At 58.5% G+C, this 14,747-nt stretch carries 17 protein-coding genes and 1 pseudogene; 10 read left to right on the forward strand and 8 right to left on the reverse strand.

Annotated features, from left to right (window positions below; translation table 11 throughout):
• Window positions 1–74: 74 nt before the first annotated feature.
• The 4 genes and pseudogenes from AWU82_RS00190 to ppnP all read left to right on the forward strand — a co-directional run.
• Window positions 75–599, forward strand: a pseudogene (locus tag AWU82_RS00190) (transposase); the annotation flags it as partial.
• A gap of 100 nt (window positions 600–699) precedes the next feature.
• On the forward strand, window positions 700–2,661 hold the full coding sequence (locus AWU82_RS00195) for an acetyl-CoA carboxylase biotin carboxylase subunit (protein ID WP_064383250.1): 1,962 nt from the start codon (window positions 700–702) through the stop codon (window positions 2,659–2,661).
• Between the two features lie 69 nt (window positions 2,662–2,730).
• Window positions 2,731–3,273, forward strand: coding sequence for a 3'-5' exonuclease (locus AWU82_RS00200; RefSeq protein ID WP_064383252.1), 543 nt, complete (start codon window positions 2,731–2,733; stop codon window positions 3,271–3,273).
• Window positions 3,274–3,345: 72 nt separating this feature from the next.
• Window positions 3,346–3,630, forward strand: a complete 285-nt coding sequence (gene ppnP / locus AWU82_RS00205) for a pyrimidine/purine nucleoside phosphorylase (RefSeq protein WP_007940055.1) — start codon at window positions 3,346–3,348, stop codon at window positions 3,628–3,630.
• Between the two features lie 71 nt (window positions 3,631–3,701).
• Here ppnP and AWU82_RS00210 read toward each other — a convergent pair whose 3' ends face one another.
• Together AWU82_RS00210 and AWU82_RS00215 are read right to left on the reverse strand one after the other, a co-directional pair.
• Window positions 3,702–4,508, reverse strand: a complete 807-nt coding sequence (locus AWU82_RS00210) for an MOSC domain-containing protein (protein ID WP_064383254.1) — start codon at window positions 4,506–4,508, stop codon at window positions 3,702–3,704.
• A gap of 90 nt (window positions 4,509–4,598) precedes the next feature.
• A complete protein-coding gene (locus tag AWU82_RS00215; RefSeq protein WP_003226705.1) occupies window positions 4,599–5,534 on the reverse strand; it encodes a chemotaxis protein CheV in 936 nt (311 codons plus the stop codon).
• A gap of 452 nt (window positions 5,535–5,986) precedes the next feature.
• Here AWU82_RS00215 and AWU82_RS00220 point away from each other — a divergent pair, with 452 nt between their 5' ends.
• From AWU82_RS00220 to AWU82_RS00230, 3 genes are all read left to right on the forward strand, one after another.
• Window positions 5,987–6,457, forward strand: coding sequence for a hypothetical protein (locus AWU82_RS00220; RefSeq protein ID WP_064383255.1), 471 nt, complete (start codon window positions 5,987–5,989; stop codon window positions 6,455–6,457).
• A 483-nt stretch (window positions 6,458–6,940) separates the two neighbouring features.
• Window positions 6,941–7,834 (forward strand): sensor histidine kinase, encoded by an 894-nt coding sequence (locus AWU82_RS00225; protein ID WP_041475383.1) that lies wholly within the window; start codon window positions 6,941–6,943, stop codon window positions 7,832–7,834.
• Entirely contained in the window at window positions 7,831–8,490 is a 660-nt protein-coding gene (locus tag AWU82_RS00230) for a response regulator (protein ID WP_007955750.1), read from the forward strand. Before AWU82_RS00225 ends, AWU82_RS00230 begins: the two co-directional genes overlap by 4 nt.
• On the opposite strand, the gene yegS is transcribed toward AWU82_RS00230, so the two are convergent.
• Window positions 8,474–9,391: a lipid kinase YegS gene (gene yegS / locus AWU82_RS00235; RefSeq protein WP_064383257.1), complete on the reverse strand. Its 918-nt coding sequence runs from the start codon at window positions 9,389–9,391 to the stop codon at window positions 8,474–8,476. The genes AWU82_RS00230 and yegS overlap by 17 nt on opposite strands.
• Window positions 9,392–9,706: 315 nt before the next feature.
• Here yegS and AWU82_RS00240 point away from each other — a divergent pair, with 315 nt between their 5' ends.
• A complete protein-coding gene (locus AWU82_RS00240; protein WP_170928973.1) occupies window positions 9,707–10,015 on the forward strand; it encodes a hypothetical protein in 309 nt (102 codons plus the stop codon).
• A 56-nt stretch (window positions 10,016–10,071) separates the two neighbouring features.
• On the opposite strand, the gene AWU82_RS00245 is transcribed toward AWU82_RS00240, so the two are convergent.
• Together AWU82_RS00245 and moaB are read right to left on the reverse strand one after the other, a co-directional pair.
• Window positions 10,072–11,298 (reverse strand): molybdopterin molybdotransferase MoeA, encoded by a 1,227-nt coding sequence (locus tag AWU82_RS00245; protein ID WP_064383260.1) that lies wholly within the window; start codon window positions 11,296–11,298, stop codon window positions 10,072–10,074.
• Window positions 11,282–11,821 (reverse strand): molybdenum cofactor biosynthesis protein B, encoded by a 540-nt coding sequence (gene moaB / locus AWU82_RS00250; protein WP_064383262.1) that lies wholly within the window; start codon window positions 11,819–11,821, stop codon window positions 11,282–11,284. Before moaB ends, AWU82_RS00245 begins: the two co-directional genes overlap by 17 nt.
• An 81-nt stretch (window positions 11,822–11,902) precedes the next feature.
• On the opposite strand from moaB, the gene mobA reads away from it, so the two are divergent.
• Window positions 11,903–12,505 carry a molybdenum cofactor guanylyltransferase MobA gene (gene mobA / locus AWU82_RS00255; RefSeq protein ID WP_064383263.1) on the forward strand — a complete coding sequence of 201 codons (603 nt, stop codon included), beginning with the start codon at window positions 11,903–11,905 and terminating at the stop codon, window positions 12,503–12,505.
• Window positions 12,506–12,583: 78 nt separating this feature from the next.
• Complete coding sequence (locus AWU82_RS00260) at window positions 12,584–12,805, forward strand: YgdI/YgdR family lipoprotein (RefSeq protein WP_039770418.1); 222 nt, start codon at window positions 12,584–12,586, stop codon at window positions 12,803–12,805.
• Window positions 12,806–12,887: 82 nt separating this feature from the next.
• Here the strand turns inward: AWU82_RS00260 and AWU82_RS00265 are convergent, their stop codons facing one another.
• The 3 genes from AWU82_RS00265 to AWU82_RS00275 form a co-directional block, all read right to left on the reverse strand.
• Window positions 12,888–13,781 carry a pseudouridine synthase gene (locus AWU82_RS00265; protein WP_064383265.1) on the reverse strand — a complete coding sequence of 298 codons (894 nt, stop codon included), beginning with the start codon at window positions 13,779–13,781 and terminating at the stop codon, window positions 12,888–12,890.
• Window positions 13,782–13,849: 68 nt separating this feature from the next.
• The gene (locus AWU82_RS00270; RefSeq protein ID WP_064383267.1) at window positions 13,850–14,167 is read right to left on the reverse strand and encodes a hypothetical protein; all 318 of its coding nucleotides are present in this window, start codon (window positions 14,165–14,167) and stop codon (window positions 13,850–13,852) included.
• A gap of 165 nt (window positions 14,168–14,332) precedes the next feature.
• The gene (locus AWU82_RS00275; protein ID WP_007955734.1) at window positions 14,333–14,569 is read right to left on the reverse strand and encodes a glutaredoxin family protein; all 237 of its coding nucleotides are present in this window, start codon (window positions 14,567–14,569) and stop codon (window positions 14,333–14,335) included.
• Between the last annotated feature and the right edge of the window lie 178 nt (window positions 14,570–14,747).

Below are 14,747 nucleotides of genomic sequence, written 5' to 3' on the forward strand. Positions count from 1 at the left end.
GCTTGCTTCCGATTCTAGCCAGTACGTACCGTGGGAGACTTCTCGTCCCGCCCTTTCTCTCTAACGCCACGATGCTGAGCTGGTCAAACGAACCCCTCCTTGAAGATCTTTTGGCCCCTGGGTTGGAGCATTTCAAACAGCTTGATCAGGCCATTCACGAATTTCTCCTCAAAGTCAGGCAAGAGGCTGGTCGAAGTTATTACGTCAGACGCTGCAAAGCGATTGAAGGGATGGGTGAACTCACGGCAACGGGCTTGGCAACTACGTATATGCGAGGTGAGTTCGCCAGCGCCGATGCGTTCATCGCCTTTCTGGGAATGGATTTGAAGGCAAAGGACTCAGGCAAGAAACACAGTCCTCGCCACTTGAGCAAAAAAGGTGACGGAGAATTACGGCGTCTTGCACACAATGCAGCTATGGCAGCTTGTCGGTCCCCTGTTTGGAAACCGTTCTATGAATCCTATCTGGCAAGAGGTCTAGCCAGAACTCAGGCTTTGGTCATCCTCGCCCGTAAGCTTTGCCGGGTGGCATTCGCCCTCATGAAAAATCAGAGCGAATACCAACCCAATTTAAGGTTGCAGGGTTCCCCTGCAACATAGAATCTCCCACAGTTTTTGTGAGCACCACTGAATCCTGTGGGAGCGGGCTTGCCCGCGATGAGGCCCTTCAATCCACCGCCAACATTCAGGAAAAACCACCATGCCCGTCATCCATAAAATCCTGATCGCCAACCGCGGTGAAATCGCCTGCCGCATCCAGCGCACCGCGCAGGCCCTCGGTTATCGCACGGTCGCGGTTTTCAGCGACGCGGACGCCGATGCACTGCACGTGCAGATGGCCGATCAAGCGGTGAACATCGGCCCGGCGCCGGTGCAGCAGTCCTACCTGAACATCCCGGCCATCCTCGACGCCGCCCGCCGCAGCGGCGCCGACGCGATCCATCCCGGCTACGGTTTTCTCTCGGAAAATGCCGAATTCGCCCGTGCCTGCAAACAGGCCGGCCTGACCTTCATCGGCCCCAGCGTCGAAGCCATCGAACTGATGGGCAGCAAACGCCAATCGAAAATCGCCATGCTCGCCGCCGGTGTGCCATGTATCGCCGGCTATCAAGGTGCCGAGCAGGACGACGCAACCCTGACACGCGAAGCTGAACGCATCGGTTATCCATTGATGATCAAGGCCAGCGCCGGCGGTGGCGGGCGCGGCATGCGGCTGGTGCACAGCGCCGAAGAATTGCCGGCGCAATTGCGCACGGCGCGCTCCGAAGCCTTGAACGGTTTCGGCAGCGATGAACTGATCCTCGAACAGGCGCTGATCGAGCCGCGCCATGTCGAAGTGCAGCTGTTCGGCGATCACCACGGCAACCTGATCTACCTCGGTGAGCGCGACTGTTCGATTCAGCGCCGCCATCAGAAAGTCATCGAAGAAGCGCCCTGCCCGGTGATGACCGCAGAATTGCGCCAGGCGATGGGCGAAGCGGCACTCAAGGCCGGGCGTGCGGTGAACTACGTAGGTGCCGGCACCGTGGAGTTTTTGCTTGATACCGATGGCCGGTTCTACTTTCTGGAAATGAACACCCGGTTGCAGGTCGAGCACCCGGTGACTGAACTGATTACCGGGCTGGATCTGGTGGCATGGCAACTGTCGGTCGCCGAAGGTCAGCCGCTGCCGCTGACCCAGGCGCAGGTGAAACTCGATGGCCACGCCATGGAAGTGCGCCTCTACGCCGAAGATCCGGCCCAGGGTTTTCTTCCGCAGACCGGGCGTGTCGAAGCCTGGGCGCCGGCACTGGATCGCGGTTCACGGATTGATCACGGCCTGATCGAAGGGCAGTCGATCTCACCGTTCTACGACCCGATGCTCGGCAAACTGATCGCCCACGGCGCTACCCGTGAAGAGGCTCGGCGCAAACTGCTGTGCGCGGTGCAGGACAGCGTTTTGCTGGGCGTGCAAAGCAATCAGCGGTTGCTCGCCTGCCTGTTGCAGCATCCGCAATTCATCAGCGGCGAGTTCGGTACTGGCTTCATCCCTCAACATTTCGCCGATCACGATTGCCTGCACGCCTATTCGCCCAGTGCCGAAGAACTGGCCATCGCGGCGCTGCTGTTTTACCAGGCCGCCGCCCAGCAACACCGCGCCCCGTTGTCCGGATGGCGCAACAACGCCGGTGCGCCGTTGCTCTATCGCATCGGTCTCGACGCCTGCGACTGGAACGTGCAACTGCGCGCCAGCCCGGACAACACGTTTGAAGTGCAGGTTGCGGAACGCGTTATCGAACTCAAACTGATCGAGCACACCGCCGGGGCCGTGACGCTGGAGGTCGATGGCCTGCGCCAGCGCCACGCTTATCGCCTGTGTGATGAGCAGCTCTGGCTGTTCACCCACCCCGGCAGCCTGCACCTGGTGGATCGAACTCATGCGGTGATCGACAGTCAGACCAGCGTCAGTTCCGGCACGTTGAAAGCCCCGATGGATGGCGCCATCATCGATGTGCTCGTCAGCGAAGGCAGCCCGGTCAGCAAGGGCCAGCTGCTGGTGGTGCTGGAGGCGATGAAAATGGAGCACCCGCTCAAGGCCGGCATCGACGGCGTGCTCAAGCGGGTGCAGGTCAAGGTCGGCGATCAGGTGAAAAATCGTCAGGTTCTGTTGCAGGTCGAGTAGTCGCCGCGCGCATTCGCAAGGTTTGGCTACGCTCTGAATAATCAGGACGCGGAAATCAGGAACCCTGCGATGCCCCATTGGCTGGTCATAGATCTGGAAGCCACCACCGATGAGGGTGGCTGGCCGGTTACGGAGATGGAGATCATCGAGATCGGCGCGACCCTGGTGGATCGCGCGGGTCGCGAGCAGGATCACTTTCAGCGCTTCGTCAAACCGACGCGGCGCCCCTTGTTGACGCCGTTTTGCCGCGAACTCACGCACATCACCCAGGCCAACATCGACGCAGCGCAGCCGTTGAGTGAAGTGTGGCCGGCGTTCGAACGCTGGCTCGGTCAGCACCAGACACGCCTTGAAGGCTGGGCCAGCTGGGGCGATTACGATCGCAAGCAGTTGCTTCAGGAATGGCAGCGACTGCAACTCGACAGCGCCCTGAGCCGGGTGCCGCACATGAATCTGAAACAGCGCTTTGCCAAGGCCCGACGCCTCGAACGGCCGCTGGGCCTCAATGGCGCGTTGCAACTGGCGGGCATGCAGTTCAACGGTCAACAGCACCGGGCGCTGGAAGATGCGCGCAATACCGCCCGATTATTGCCGTTGGTGCTGCCGCTCTAGCGCAGGTGACGGCGCCAGAAGCCTTGTGCATACTGGCCGACCTTTTTAAGCCCTTTTCGAGAGGAATCGCCCATGTTTAAAGTCAACGAGTACTTCGACGGCACCGTCAAGTCGATCGCTTTTGGCACTGCTGAAGGCCCTGCGACCATCGGCGTCATGGCCCCGGGCGAATACGAATTCGGCACCAGCCAGCGTGAAATCATGCACGTGGTTTCGGGCGCACTGACCGTCAAACTGCCGGACAGCAGCGACTGGGAAACTTTCGCTGCCGGTAGCCAGTTCAACGTGCCAGCCAACAGCAAGTTCCAGCTGAAAGTCGCCGTCGACACCGCCTACCTGTGCGAATACCGCGGCTGAAACCCCGGTTTCCTGCGGTCATGAAAAATGCCCGTGTCCAAGGACACGGGCATTTTTCGTTTCAGGAGCGGTTATTCGAGGATTTCCACCGGCATGCCGATTTCAAGCCGGCCATTGCTGTCATTGACCAGGTTCTGGCCAAACATCGCGCCGTCGGCCTGGGCGCGGGTCTTCTGTAAGGTTGCCAGCGGCTCGCGGTCAGCGCTGCGCTCACCGGTCTGCGGATCGATCGTGGTGAGAATGCACCGCGAGCAGGACTTGACCACGCGGAACTCGACATCGCCGATCCGAATCCGCTTCCAGCCATCCTCGGCGTAAGCATCACTGCCTTCGATCACCAGATTCGGCCGGAACCGCAGCATTTCCAGAGGGCGCCCGACTTCCTGCGACAGGTGTTGCAGTGATGCCTCACCAATCAGCAACAGTGGAAAGCCGTCGGCGAACGCCACTTGATCGTCGTCGTTGCCGTACCCGGCCTGAGTCGTACGAGCGCGTTCAAGCGGCACTTGCACCAGGCGCGTCGGTTTGCCGATGAAATCGCTGACCCAACGGGCCGCCTCTTCACCGGCATCCGGTACGCGCAAGGTATCGCGCCAGATGGTCACGCCACGCAGGTCGTCGTCGCTGCCAGGCAAGGCGACATCGATTGCCGAGTGCCCCGGCGCGCTGAGCGTCAGGCCACCGCTGGCGTTCCACAGCGCCGAGAGCTGGCTCATTTTCGCTTCGGCACGCTGGGTCAGGAACCGTCCGCTGGCCTCGTCCACCAGCATCCAGCGTCGGTCGCCCTCAAGCCCCAGTTTGTCCAGGCCGATCCCTTGCAGGACCTCGCCCTTGGCGGATTTCAACGGGTAACGATAAAGCGCGCTCAGACGCAGCATGGCCAGCTCCCTGGTGGGTCAAAAACGCCACCCTATACGAGCTTTGTCAGCGAATCAAAGGCTGACGCGAGGTCAGCCTCGACAGGTTGATCAGGCCGGTACTTCGTCGAGCATCAGACGCTGGCGCACCACGTCGACCAATTTGTCCGGCTGGAACTTGGAGAGGAAATTGTCGCACCCGACCTTCTTCACCATCGAATCGTTGAAGCTGCCGGACAGCGAAGTGTGCAGCACCACATACAGGCCACGCAGGCGCGGGTCGTTGCGGATTTCGGTGGTCAGGCGATAGCCGTCCATCTCCGGCATTTCGGCGTCGGTGAACACCATCAGCAGTTTGTCGGTCATGTTCACCCCGGTGTCCGCCCAGGCCTTGAGCATGTTCAGGGCTTTAAGGCCGTCGCTGGCGATGTGCATCTTCACGCCCAACTGGCCGAGGGTGTCGCGCAATTGCGAGAGCGCCACGTTGGAGTCGTCCACCAGCAACACTTCGCGGCCACGGGCGCGTTCCAGCACCGGATCGTCCAGTTTGTCGCGGGAGACCTTGGCGTTGTACGGCACGATTTCGGCGAGGACTTTCTCGACGTCGATGATTTCCACCAGTTGATCGTCGACCTTACTGATGGCTGTCAGGTAATGCTGGCGACCGGCACTGGTCGGTGGCGGCAGAATGGCTTCCCAGTTCATGTTGACGATGCGATCCACGCCACCGACGAGGAACGCCTGCACCGAACGGTTGTACTCGGTAACGATGATCGTGCTGTTCGGGCCCGGCACCAGCGGGCGCATGCCGATCGCCTGGGACAGGTCGATCACTGGCAGCGTCTGGCCACGCAGGTTGACCACACCGCAGACAAACGGGTGACGCTGGGGCATCAGGGTCAGCTTCGGCAGTTGCAGGACTTCCTGAACCTTGAACACGTTGATCGCGAACAATTGGCGTCCGGCCAGTCGAAACATGAGAATTTCCAGGCGATTCTCACCCACCAGTTGCGTGCGTTGGTCTACCGTGTCGAGAATGCCGGCCATCAATGACTCCTGGGCTTGTTCTGATGAATTCACTATTGGGGGTTATCGGCTGAATCTGGCGGATCTTGATCCCGTCACAAATCACCAACAAAATGCCATGCACAAGCATTGATGTCACATTAACATCATGCTTTACTGGCTCGGTGAAATCATCTGCTACATTCTCTTCGGCGCGACCCCGATTTGCGCCACAGGTTCCCGTGCCTAAGGGAATCCCCTAGTGACAATCAGGCCCAACCTGATGTTCGCGATATCCAATAGCCATTAATGTGACGCCATTCTCATTGCATGAACGGAGTCAGGCTATTGTGTGCGATCGCAGTTCAGTGGAAACACATCCTCTTGAAACCCCAGGTCTGTGCCAATGCACACCGGGGCGCGGTCTCGCGACGGTTCACGATCGTCGACACACACGGCATTCCCTCATCAGACATGACGTGGTGGAGATAAGCATGCCGAACGACCGTAGTGACTGGGCGCAGCGGTTCCCCGAATTTCTCGTCGAGGCTGAAACGCTCCTGGCCAAGTCTGAAGAATGCCTCAGTCACTTGCAGCTGATCAGCAATGACAGGGACGCGATTGACTGCATGCTCAGTACTCTCCTCAAATTGGCAAACAAGGCCGATGCCCTGGAACTTGAGGCGATATCCGAATTTTCCCTGCACCTGCATGGCCTGCTCACCCAGGTTCAGGATCATGTGGATCTGCATGCGCAGGCCCTGGAAGCACTGAAAGACTGCTTCACCCTGATGGCCTGGCAACTGGAACTGGTTGACCCAAGTACCGGCCAATTGGGCTTGGATGAAAGCGAGCAGGCGTCGCTGATCGAAGCCTTTGCCTGCCAGGTCGGCCAGACCCACTTTCAATTGCCGCACACTGGCAAGTCCCTGACCCTCGTAGCCTGGTCGGAACGGCAAGCGTAATCGGGCACGCCTTGGGCCGTTTGAGCCGGTCAGCTTTCGCAGTCGAATGTCGCTAATGAATAATTCATGCCTGCCTGCGACCCCCCCCCAATAAATAATTACGCTCACTGAATGCAGACTACCCTCTGCTGATATCAGGGTTTTCCTGTGTAAAAGAAAACTTGCGACCGCGTCGATAATTATCGGGTCAGGTATTTCAACTTTCCATTATGGAACCTTCGTCCAACATGGCCTATTTCCTGACTCTTTGGACATATAGGCCAAACGCGACCAACGGTATGTTAAGTGGTATTATGCCGCCCGTTAGTTGTTTCAGTTAATGGCATTGTGACTTCGATGATCGGTCACCACCGAACTTGGCGCTCAATTATCGATCACTGAACCATTTTGAAATCAACAACCTGAATGACAGTTTTCCAGACAGAGACCGCCAGCCCTTCTGACCGGTCTGCCCGCAGCGAACATCCATTGGCTCCATCCGCTATGTACGCCAGCCTCAAGTCAATCACCACATGGCCTCCCTCCCGAGAAAATGCCCGCAGGTTCACACTTCTGCTGTGTACAGGTTCGGCTCTGGGCAGTCTGTTGACCTATGGATTGTCAGCGCAGCTGCCGCTCGGCCTGCTGCTGATCAATGTGGCGGCTGCGGGCTGCGTCTGGACACAACATCGCCTGTCGCGCAAATCCATCAAGTTCCAGCCTCAGGAACTGGCCGACCGTTTGCTGGAAGTCCAGGAAAACGAGCGCCATCGCCTGAGCCGTGAACTGCATGACGATATCGGCCAGTTGCTGACGGCCGCCAAACTGCAAAGCGAATGGCTCAAGCGTCGCTTGCCCGCGGACATGCAGGAACACTGTTCGGTACTTTGCGAGACGCTGGAAGAAACCCTCAATAAAGTGCGCGACGTTTCGGCCATTCTCAACCCGCGGCAATTGACCAGCCTTGGTCTGGAAGCGAGCCTGCGTGCACACCTGCTCAAGGTACTGACCAATACTTCGGTGCACTGGAGTCTGGACTGCCAGCAGCGCCTGAATGGAATCCCCGAAGAAATGGCCGTCGCCGCCTTTCGCATCACTCAGGAAGCGGTGACCAACATCCTTCGCCACGCGCAGGCCAAAAACCTGTTGATCCGCGTGCAACGCCTGCCACAGGGTCTGACCCTGCTGATCAGCGATGATGGTCTGGGATTTTCCCCGGCGGCCAATCCAGGTCGTGAAGGACAACGGGGCATGGCCGGGATGGCCGAACGCATCGAGCAACTGGGCGGCACACTCAGTGTGACCAGCGAGCCCGGCAAAGGTACTCAAATCGAAGCACTATTCCCCTGGGCGCCCCGTGCACTCGAGCGGGCCAGTACGAATAAGGTTATGCGTTGACTTGTAACTTACTTCTGGTGGATGACCACTCGCTGATCAGGGCCGGCGTGCGCGCCCTGGTACTGGATATTCCCGGTTATGCGGTTATCGGCGAGGCCAATGACGGCTCGCAGTTGCTTGAGATGGTCGAGCTGCTGTCTCCCGATATCGTATTGCTGGATATTTCCATGAAAGAAACCGGCGGTCTGGAGGCCCTGCAACGGCTCAGACGCGTACGCCCGCACGCCAAAGTGCTGATTCTGTCGATGCACACCGACCCCGCGCTGATCATGCAGGCGCTGGAGTCCGGTGCTCACGGCTATCTGCTCAAGGACACCACGGCCACCGAGCTCGAACATGCACTGGAAGCGCTGCGCAACAACGAGCGCTATTTGAGTCCTGCCATCGCCCATACCGTGATCAATCAGGCACTGACCCGTAATCTCAAGCAGCAGCCGGAAGTCGCCGAATCACACAACCTGACGGCTCGCCAGCTGGAAATCCTGCGCTTGATCGTGCGTGGCAAATCCACACGGGAAATCGCCAATGGGCTGGGCCTGAGCATCAAGACCGTGGAAACCCACCGTTCGCAGATCATGAAACGCCTGCAGATCTACGATGTGGCGGGCCTGGTGCTGTTTGCCGTGCGTGAACAGATCATCAGTCTGGACGACTGAGTCGAGGCGTTGCGCTCAACAGCGGCGAATCCTTCGGCAGATGCACACGCAACGCCCCGGCGCGCGCCGCAAACCGCAAACTTTCGCCCTCCAGTGGCTCGCCGTCGAGATTGATGTAAAGCCCTTCGGCGACCTTGATTTCAACCCATGGCAAACGGGCGCGCACAAACATGTTGTCGATGCCGAAGCCGTCACTGAGCAGATTTTTCAGCGTGCCAACCAACTCCTGCGGCGCCGGCAGGATGCTGATATCCAAGAGACCGTCGTCCACCAGCGCTTCGGGGCACAACACGTGTCCGCCGCCGGCCTGACGACCATTTCCGATACCAAGAGCCAGCAACTCGCCCTGCCAATGAAAATCCGGCCCCTGCAATTCACCGTAAGCGGCATGCAGTTCACTGAACCGCGTCAAACCGGTGAACAGATAGGCTGCGCCACCCAACACCTTTTTCAGATCTTCCGACGTATTGGCCGTTACCTGGCTGCCGAATCCCCCAGTCGCCATGTTCAGGAAGATCTGCCCGCCGACTTCACCCAGATCGATATCGTGGGCGGGCGCTTCAAGCAACTCAAGCGCCTCGGCCGGCTCCAGCGGAATACCCGCCGCGTGGGAAAAGTCGTTGGCAGTTCCCAGCGGTAAAAGCACCAGAGTGGCTTTTCCCGGCTGGGCCGCCAGCGCTTCGGCAATGTCACGCAGAGTGCCATCTCCACCACCGGCGATGATCTGGCGATATCCCGCCGCCAGCGCCTCCGTTACCAGTCGCTGGGCATCGCCAGCTTCCCAGGTCAGGCGCACAGCCAGTTCCCAGCCCTGCTTTCGCTTGTTCTCGACAGCGGCACGAACCGCCTCGTTGAGTGCCTGCTTGCCATGCAGGATCAACAATGCCTTGCGTTCACTCATTTCGATTACTCCCGGAATTGAATCAGTACAAGATATCTTGACCCTCAGCGCGGGTAAAAAAGTCGCACGCCTTCTGATTAATTCCTGAAGCCAGTCCTGCTCGTCCTACACAACCGGAAATTTTTCGTACAGAACATAAGGAATCAGCTCAATTGACCAAGCCTGGTCATTGGTAGAACGTGTGGCGGCGTCAGCAATCTTCAATTCAATTACACAAGGATGTGCATGTAATGAGTGCATACAGTTTCAGGACTTTCGACAATTTGCATTCCGGCATTTGCCCACAAAACCCCATCACATCAGGCGGGTGTTTCCATGCAAAGCCATGAAGCAAGAGTATCCGTGAGTCCGGTTGCCTCTCTCTCCGACAGTCGCGCCAGTATTAAAGACGAATTCAAATGCAACGCCAGAAATACTGGAGAAAACGATATGGAAACGCGCGTCATCGAGCTGGAAACCCACCTCAAGTACATTCGACGTGACATGGACGAAGTCAGAGGCGACGTCAAAGCCATCAAACACCGTCTTGCCTACTCGGCAGGTGCGACAGCGATGGTGCTCGGACTGCTGGGCTGGATTGCCAACAGCCGGTTTGATCAGCTCGTCACACTGCTCGGCCGTTGACCCGTTGAAAGGCAGGCATCGTTTAGCGACTGTGCCTGCCTTTCAAATGCCTGCAATCAATCGAGAAGCTCGCTGAGTGGAATGAATGGCACCTGGTCTCCCTTGGCCAAGACTCGCCCTTCCTGCACTTCCACCAACCCCTCGGCCCAGGCAGCGCTGCGCAGAACACCCGAACTCTGGTTACGGTAGATAATCCCCAGTCCCTGCTCCAGGCGACCACGCAGAAATTCACGACGGTTACCGGCCTGAGGCCAGACAAATCCTGCTGGGACTGAAAACTTCAGCGGCTCGACATCCTGCACGCCTTGGCGACGCAACAGGTAAGGTCGGGTCAACAAGGCAAAAGTCACCAGTGTCGAGGCAGGATTTCCCGGCAATCCAATCACCGGAACGCCACGAAAATGTCCGACCGTCAGCGGCTTGCCGGGTTTGATTGCCAGTTTCCAGAGTGTCAGCTCACCCTCTTCCCTCAATGCAATTCCAAGGAAATCCGCTTCTCCGACCGATACGCCACCGGTCGACAGAATAAGGTCGACATTCTGCAGCTCTCCAAGTCGCTCACGGGTGATGTACAGGTCATCAGGCAGAATACCGGCATCCACCACTTCACATCCCAAACGCTGCAACCAGCTGCACAACAACACCCGATTGCTGTTGTAGATCTGTCCCGGCCCCAGTGTTGTGCCCGGTTCGACTAATTCGTTTCCCGTGGACAGCACCGCCACACGAACCCGGCGAACCACTTCGAGCTCTGCACAACCCAGCGATGCGGCCAGCCCCTGTTCGATCGGACCCAGCCGGGTTCCGGCGGCCAGGACCAATTCCCCGACAGTCGTTTCCTGCCCTTGCGGGCGAATGTTCTGCCCTGCCACCATCGTTTCGATGAACCTCACGCGCTCATCGGCATGAATCTCGACGTTTTCCTGCATCTCGACACAGTCGGCACCCGCAGGCACCGGCGCGCCGGTAAAGATCCGGGCACAGGTACCCGGCTTCAAGGGCTCGGGCGCCTGTCCGGCAAAGATCTTCTGACTGACCGGCATCGGCTCGCCGGTCCAGTCGGCCAGATTCAAGGCATAACCGTCCATGGCGCTGTTCGGCCATGGCGGCAGATCCAGTGTCGAAACCAGATCCTGCGCCAGCACCCGCCCTTGAACCTGCGCCAGTGGCAAACACTCGCTCTCGACAATCCGCGAGCCCTCGGCCATTTCCAGCAACCGCGCCAATGCCGCTTCGACAGGCATCAGGCTGCCGGTCTTGCCCGGCTTACCCACGGGATTCACAAGGCGCCGCCTGTTTCAGATGAGTGACGAAATTGCACGGGCGGTGACGTGAGTCCAGTTGCTCGGCGAGTATGCCGTCCCAACCGGTACGGACCGCGTTGGTTGAACCTGGCAGGCAGCAGACCAGCGTGCCATTGGCCAGTCCCGCCAAAGCCCGGGATTGCACGGTGGAGGTGCCGATGTCGGCCACCGAGATCTGGCGGAACAGCTCACCAAAACCATCAACCTGCTTGTCCAGCAGGCAAGCGACCGCTTCCGGGGTGCTGTCGCGGCCGGTGAAACCGGTTCCGCCGGTAATCAGCACCACTTGCACGACGTCATCGGCAATCCACTGAGCGACTTGCGCACGGATTTTGTACAGGTCATCTTTGAGCAGCACCCGCTGCGCCAGATGGTGACCTGCGGCCATCAAGCGGTCGACGAAGACCTGACCGGAAGTATCGGTTTCCAGGGTTCGGGTGTCGCTGACCGTCAGCACCGCGATATTGAGTGGTGCGAAAGGCACATCAGCCTTGGCTTTCATAGGCTCGTCCAGTTGTAGGAGAAACAGCCCGGTGTTATATCACAGCGCCCCCTTTTTACGCCGCCCCTGCGGAGAGCTGCCATGACCTCGAACACGCCATTATCACCCTGCTCCGTCCTGCTGCTGGCGGGTGGACGCGGTCAGCGAATGGGCGGACAGGACAAGGGACTTGTGCAATGGCACGGTGAACCGCTGATTGCGCATCTGCAGCGCAAGGTTCGTCCGATGACAGATGATCTGATCATTTCGTGCAACCGCAATCGTGAGCGCTATGCACCCTTTGCCGACCAACTGGTGAGCGATGACGAGGAAGATTTTCCCGGCCCGCTGGCTGGAATACTTGCGGGTCTGAAAGCCGCTCGCCACCCCCATCTGCTGGTGCTGCCCTGCGATGTGCCGCGAATCGATCTTGCGCTGTTGCGAGACATGCGCGAGGCGGCCGGTCTGAATCCTGAAAAACCTTTAATGTTGCGACATGACGAACATTGGGAGCCCCTGCTTTGCGTGATTCCCGCGGCACTCCTGCCCGCATTCGAAAGAGCCTGGAACGCGGGAGAACGCAGCCCCGGCCGGCTGATGCGCGACCTTGATGCCCAGGCCCTGGTTTGCCCTGACAACGACCCACGCCTGGCTAACCTCAACACCCCTGAACTGTTGAGTTCACACAACACTGTGTCAGACTGACAGCATTCAAGGAACTTGCACGCCTTGTATACGTCTCAAGCTCAGTAACCAAAAGAATTTCCCTTCGGAGACACACTCATGACTCAACGGACCCTCGCCACTTTCATGCTCGCACTGGGCCTCGCCACCCTCGCCGGTTGCGCTTCGCCAACAGTGATCACCTTGAATGACGGTCGCGAAATCCAGGCTGTCGACGCCCCCAAGTATGATGAAGATTCGGGCTTCTACGAATTCGAACAACTGGACGGCAAGCACACTCGCATCAACAAGGATCAGGTTCGTACTGTCAAAGAGCTCTGATTTTTCAGTTCGACACCCGATACAGAAAAGCCCGCAATATGCGGGCTTTTTCGTATCTGACCGAAAAGGATCGATGTCGGGATTACCAATCCAGCGTTATGCGGCTCTCGAACTCACGGGGCTCTCCCGTAACCGGATCAATGAACCGCAGGCCTTGCGCCAGAAGTTTCAGCGGATTGGCATAATCATCCACCGCGTCTTTGAGCACTTCAGGGTAAAACGGATCATTGCAGATGCTCGCCCCGAGCGCCGTCATGTGTACCCGCAGCTGATGCTTCTTGCCGGTTACCGGATAGAGGCCGTACCGCCATAGGTCACCATTCTTTTCACGCACCTCCACCGCCGTTTCGGTGTTACTCACACCCGGCCCTTCCTGCATGCGGAAAAACGGTTCGCCATCGATCATGCGACTCTTGTGCACCAGCGGGAATTCCAGCCCGGGCAGCGCGGCAGCAATGGCCTCATAGCGCTTCTCGATCTGCCGCGTCGGGAACAGCGACTGATACGCCGACCGCGTCTGCGGGTTGGCAGAGAAAATCACCAGCCCGGCCGTGTGCCGGTCAATCCGGTGCAGCGGCACCAGATGAGGATTGTCCAGACGCCGGATCAACCGGCGAAGCAACGTCTGTTCGACGTACTCGCCTGCCGGAGTCACAGGAAGGAAATGCGGCTTGTCCGCCACCACCAGATGATCGTCCGCATACAGGATCGACTCGACTACCGGGATCGGCTTTTCATCCGGCACTTCTCGAAAGTAGTGAATACGCAGTCCTTCTTTGTAGGGCAAATCCAGCGCGATTGGTTGGCCGTGGCCATCAAGCACCCGCCCCCGGGCGATTCGATCCAGCCACTGGTCGCGCCCGATGGCACTGAAATGCTCACACAGACAGTCGAGCACTGTCCGCCAGTTACCGGGGGGCAGATAAAGCGTGCTGGCCTGATTCTGTGCGGCGGAAAACGTGGGTGTGCTGGACATATGGAGAACTCGAACCCTCAAAGCGAGCGGCATTATCCAACACCGGACGCAGCAGACCTAGCGCAGAATCAGGCGGGGATCGATTTGAGCGCCGCCGCCTCGGTGAACTCTTTGAGCCAGCGCAACACATCCACGGCCTCCCAGCGGCCCGGATCGTACAAGGCGTACAGAAGTCCCTGATATCCGACCACATCCAGTTGCTTGTGATAGCCGGCACGCTGGAACAAGGCTTCGATCTCGGCAAAACACGTATTGAAATGCAGCTTGTTGAAGGGTGTCTTGCCTTCCGTGACCAGACCGTCCAGGCGCAATTCGCGGACGGCCTCGCTCACCAAGTCAATCGACATCCCGTTCACGCTGCTTTTCAACTGTTCGACATTGACCACGGTTGCTCCCTCTGACATCCGGCTTGCCCTGATGAATGCCCGAGAACGGCATGGCAGGCCAATCCAATTACTGTATGCGCATACAGTAACCGAATAACCCGAACAGTGCCAAGCCGTGATTGAGCGAAGGTGACGGACGCCATCAACGCAGAAAAGAAAAAAACCTCAACGCAGGAAGGCCACCACCTGATCGGCACTGAATGGCCATCCCAGTTCCGCGCCGGTATCGACCCTGCGCAAGACCGGGATCCGCAGGCTGTAGGCCTCGAACCACGATTCATCGTCAGCAATATCCACCAGCTCAACCAGCAGACCATGCTCGACAAACGGCATCAGTTCGGCCTCCGCGACTTCACACAAATGGCACCCCAGGGTGCCGAACAACTGGCATTCAGGAAGCATGTGCGCTCAACCCCAAAAATCGAGTGATCATTCTAGGCTTGCCCGCAAAGCCCGTCGACCCACCCTCCGGGTTCGATCCCGCCCCTCGTAAAACCCTGATGTAAATCAGCCCACAAAATCGCCATTTACGCGATGCTCCGGTGTTTTTTACCTCTACGCTTGAAGAGCCTGACCTGTC

This window comes from Pseudomonas glycinae (assembly GCF_001594225.2).
Lineage (GTDB): Bacteria > Pseudomonadota > Gammaproteobacteria > Pseudomonadales > Pseudomonadaceae > Aquipseudomonas > Aquipseudomonas glycinae.

What these genes read in the sequence shown, in the direction of transcription:
- AWU82_RS00215 (WP_003226705.1), bottom strand. Translation starts at nt 5,534, where the DNA reads ATGGCCGGCATTCTCGACACGGTAGACCAACGCACGCAACTGGTGGGT.
- yegS (WP_064383257.1), bottom strand. Translation starts at nt 9,391, where the DNA reads ATGAGTGAACGCAAGGCATTGTTGATCCTGCATGGCAAGCAGGCACTC.
- AWU82_RS00220 (WP_064383255.1), top strand. Translation starts at nt 5,987, where the DNA reads ATGCCGAACGACCGTAGTGACTGGGCGCAGCGGTTCCCCGAATTTCTC.
- AWU82_RS00210 (WP_064383254.1), bottom strand. Translation starts at nt 4,508, where the DNA reads ATGCTGCGTCTGAGCGCGCTTTATCGTTACCCGTTGAAATCCGCCAAG.
- mobA (WP_064383263.1), top strand. Translation starts at nt 11,903, where the DNA reads ATGACCTCGAACACGCCATTATCACCCTGCTCCGTCCTGCTGCTGGCG.
- AWU82_RS00225 (WP_041475383.1), top strand. Translation starts at nt 6,941, where the DNA reads ATGTACGCCAGCCTCAAGTCAATCACCACATGGCCTCCCTCCCGAGAA.
- moaB (WP_064383262.1), bottom strand. Translation starts at nt 11,821, where the DNA reads ATGAAAGCCAAGGCTGATGTGCCTTTCGCACCACTCAATATCGCGGTG.
- AWU82_RS00275 (WP_007955734.1), bottom strand. Translation starts at nt 14,569, where the DNA reads ATGCTTCCTGAATGCCAGTTGTTCGGCACCCTGGGGTGCCATTTGTGT.
- ppnP (WP_007940055.1), top strand. Translation starts at nt 3,346, where the DNA reads ATGTTTAAAGTCAACGAGTACTTCGACGGCACCGTCAAGTCGATCGCT.
- AWU82_RS00265 (WP_064383265.1), bottom strand. Translation starts at nt 13,781, where the DNA reads ATGTCCAGCACACCCACGTTTTCCGCCGCACAGAATCAGGCCAGCACG.
- AWU82_RS00240 (WP_170928973.1), top strand. Translation starts at nt 9,707, where the DNA reads ATGCAAAGCCATGAAGCAAGAGTATCCGTGAGTCCGGTTGCCTCTCTC.
- AWU82_RS00195 (WP_064383250.1), top strand. Translation starts at nt 700, where the DNA reads ATGCCCGTCATCCATAAAATCCTGATCGCCAACCGCGGTGAAATCGCC.
- AWU82_RS00200 (WP_064383252.1), top strand. Translation starts at nt 2,731, where the DNA reads ATGCCCCATTGGCTGGTCATAGATCTGGAAGCCACCACCGATGAGGGT.
- AWU82_RS00260 (WP_039770418.1), top strand. Translation starts at nt 12,584, where the DNA reads ATGACTCAACGGACCCTCGCCACTTTCATGCTCGCACTGGGCCTCGCC.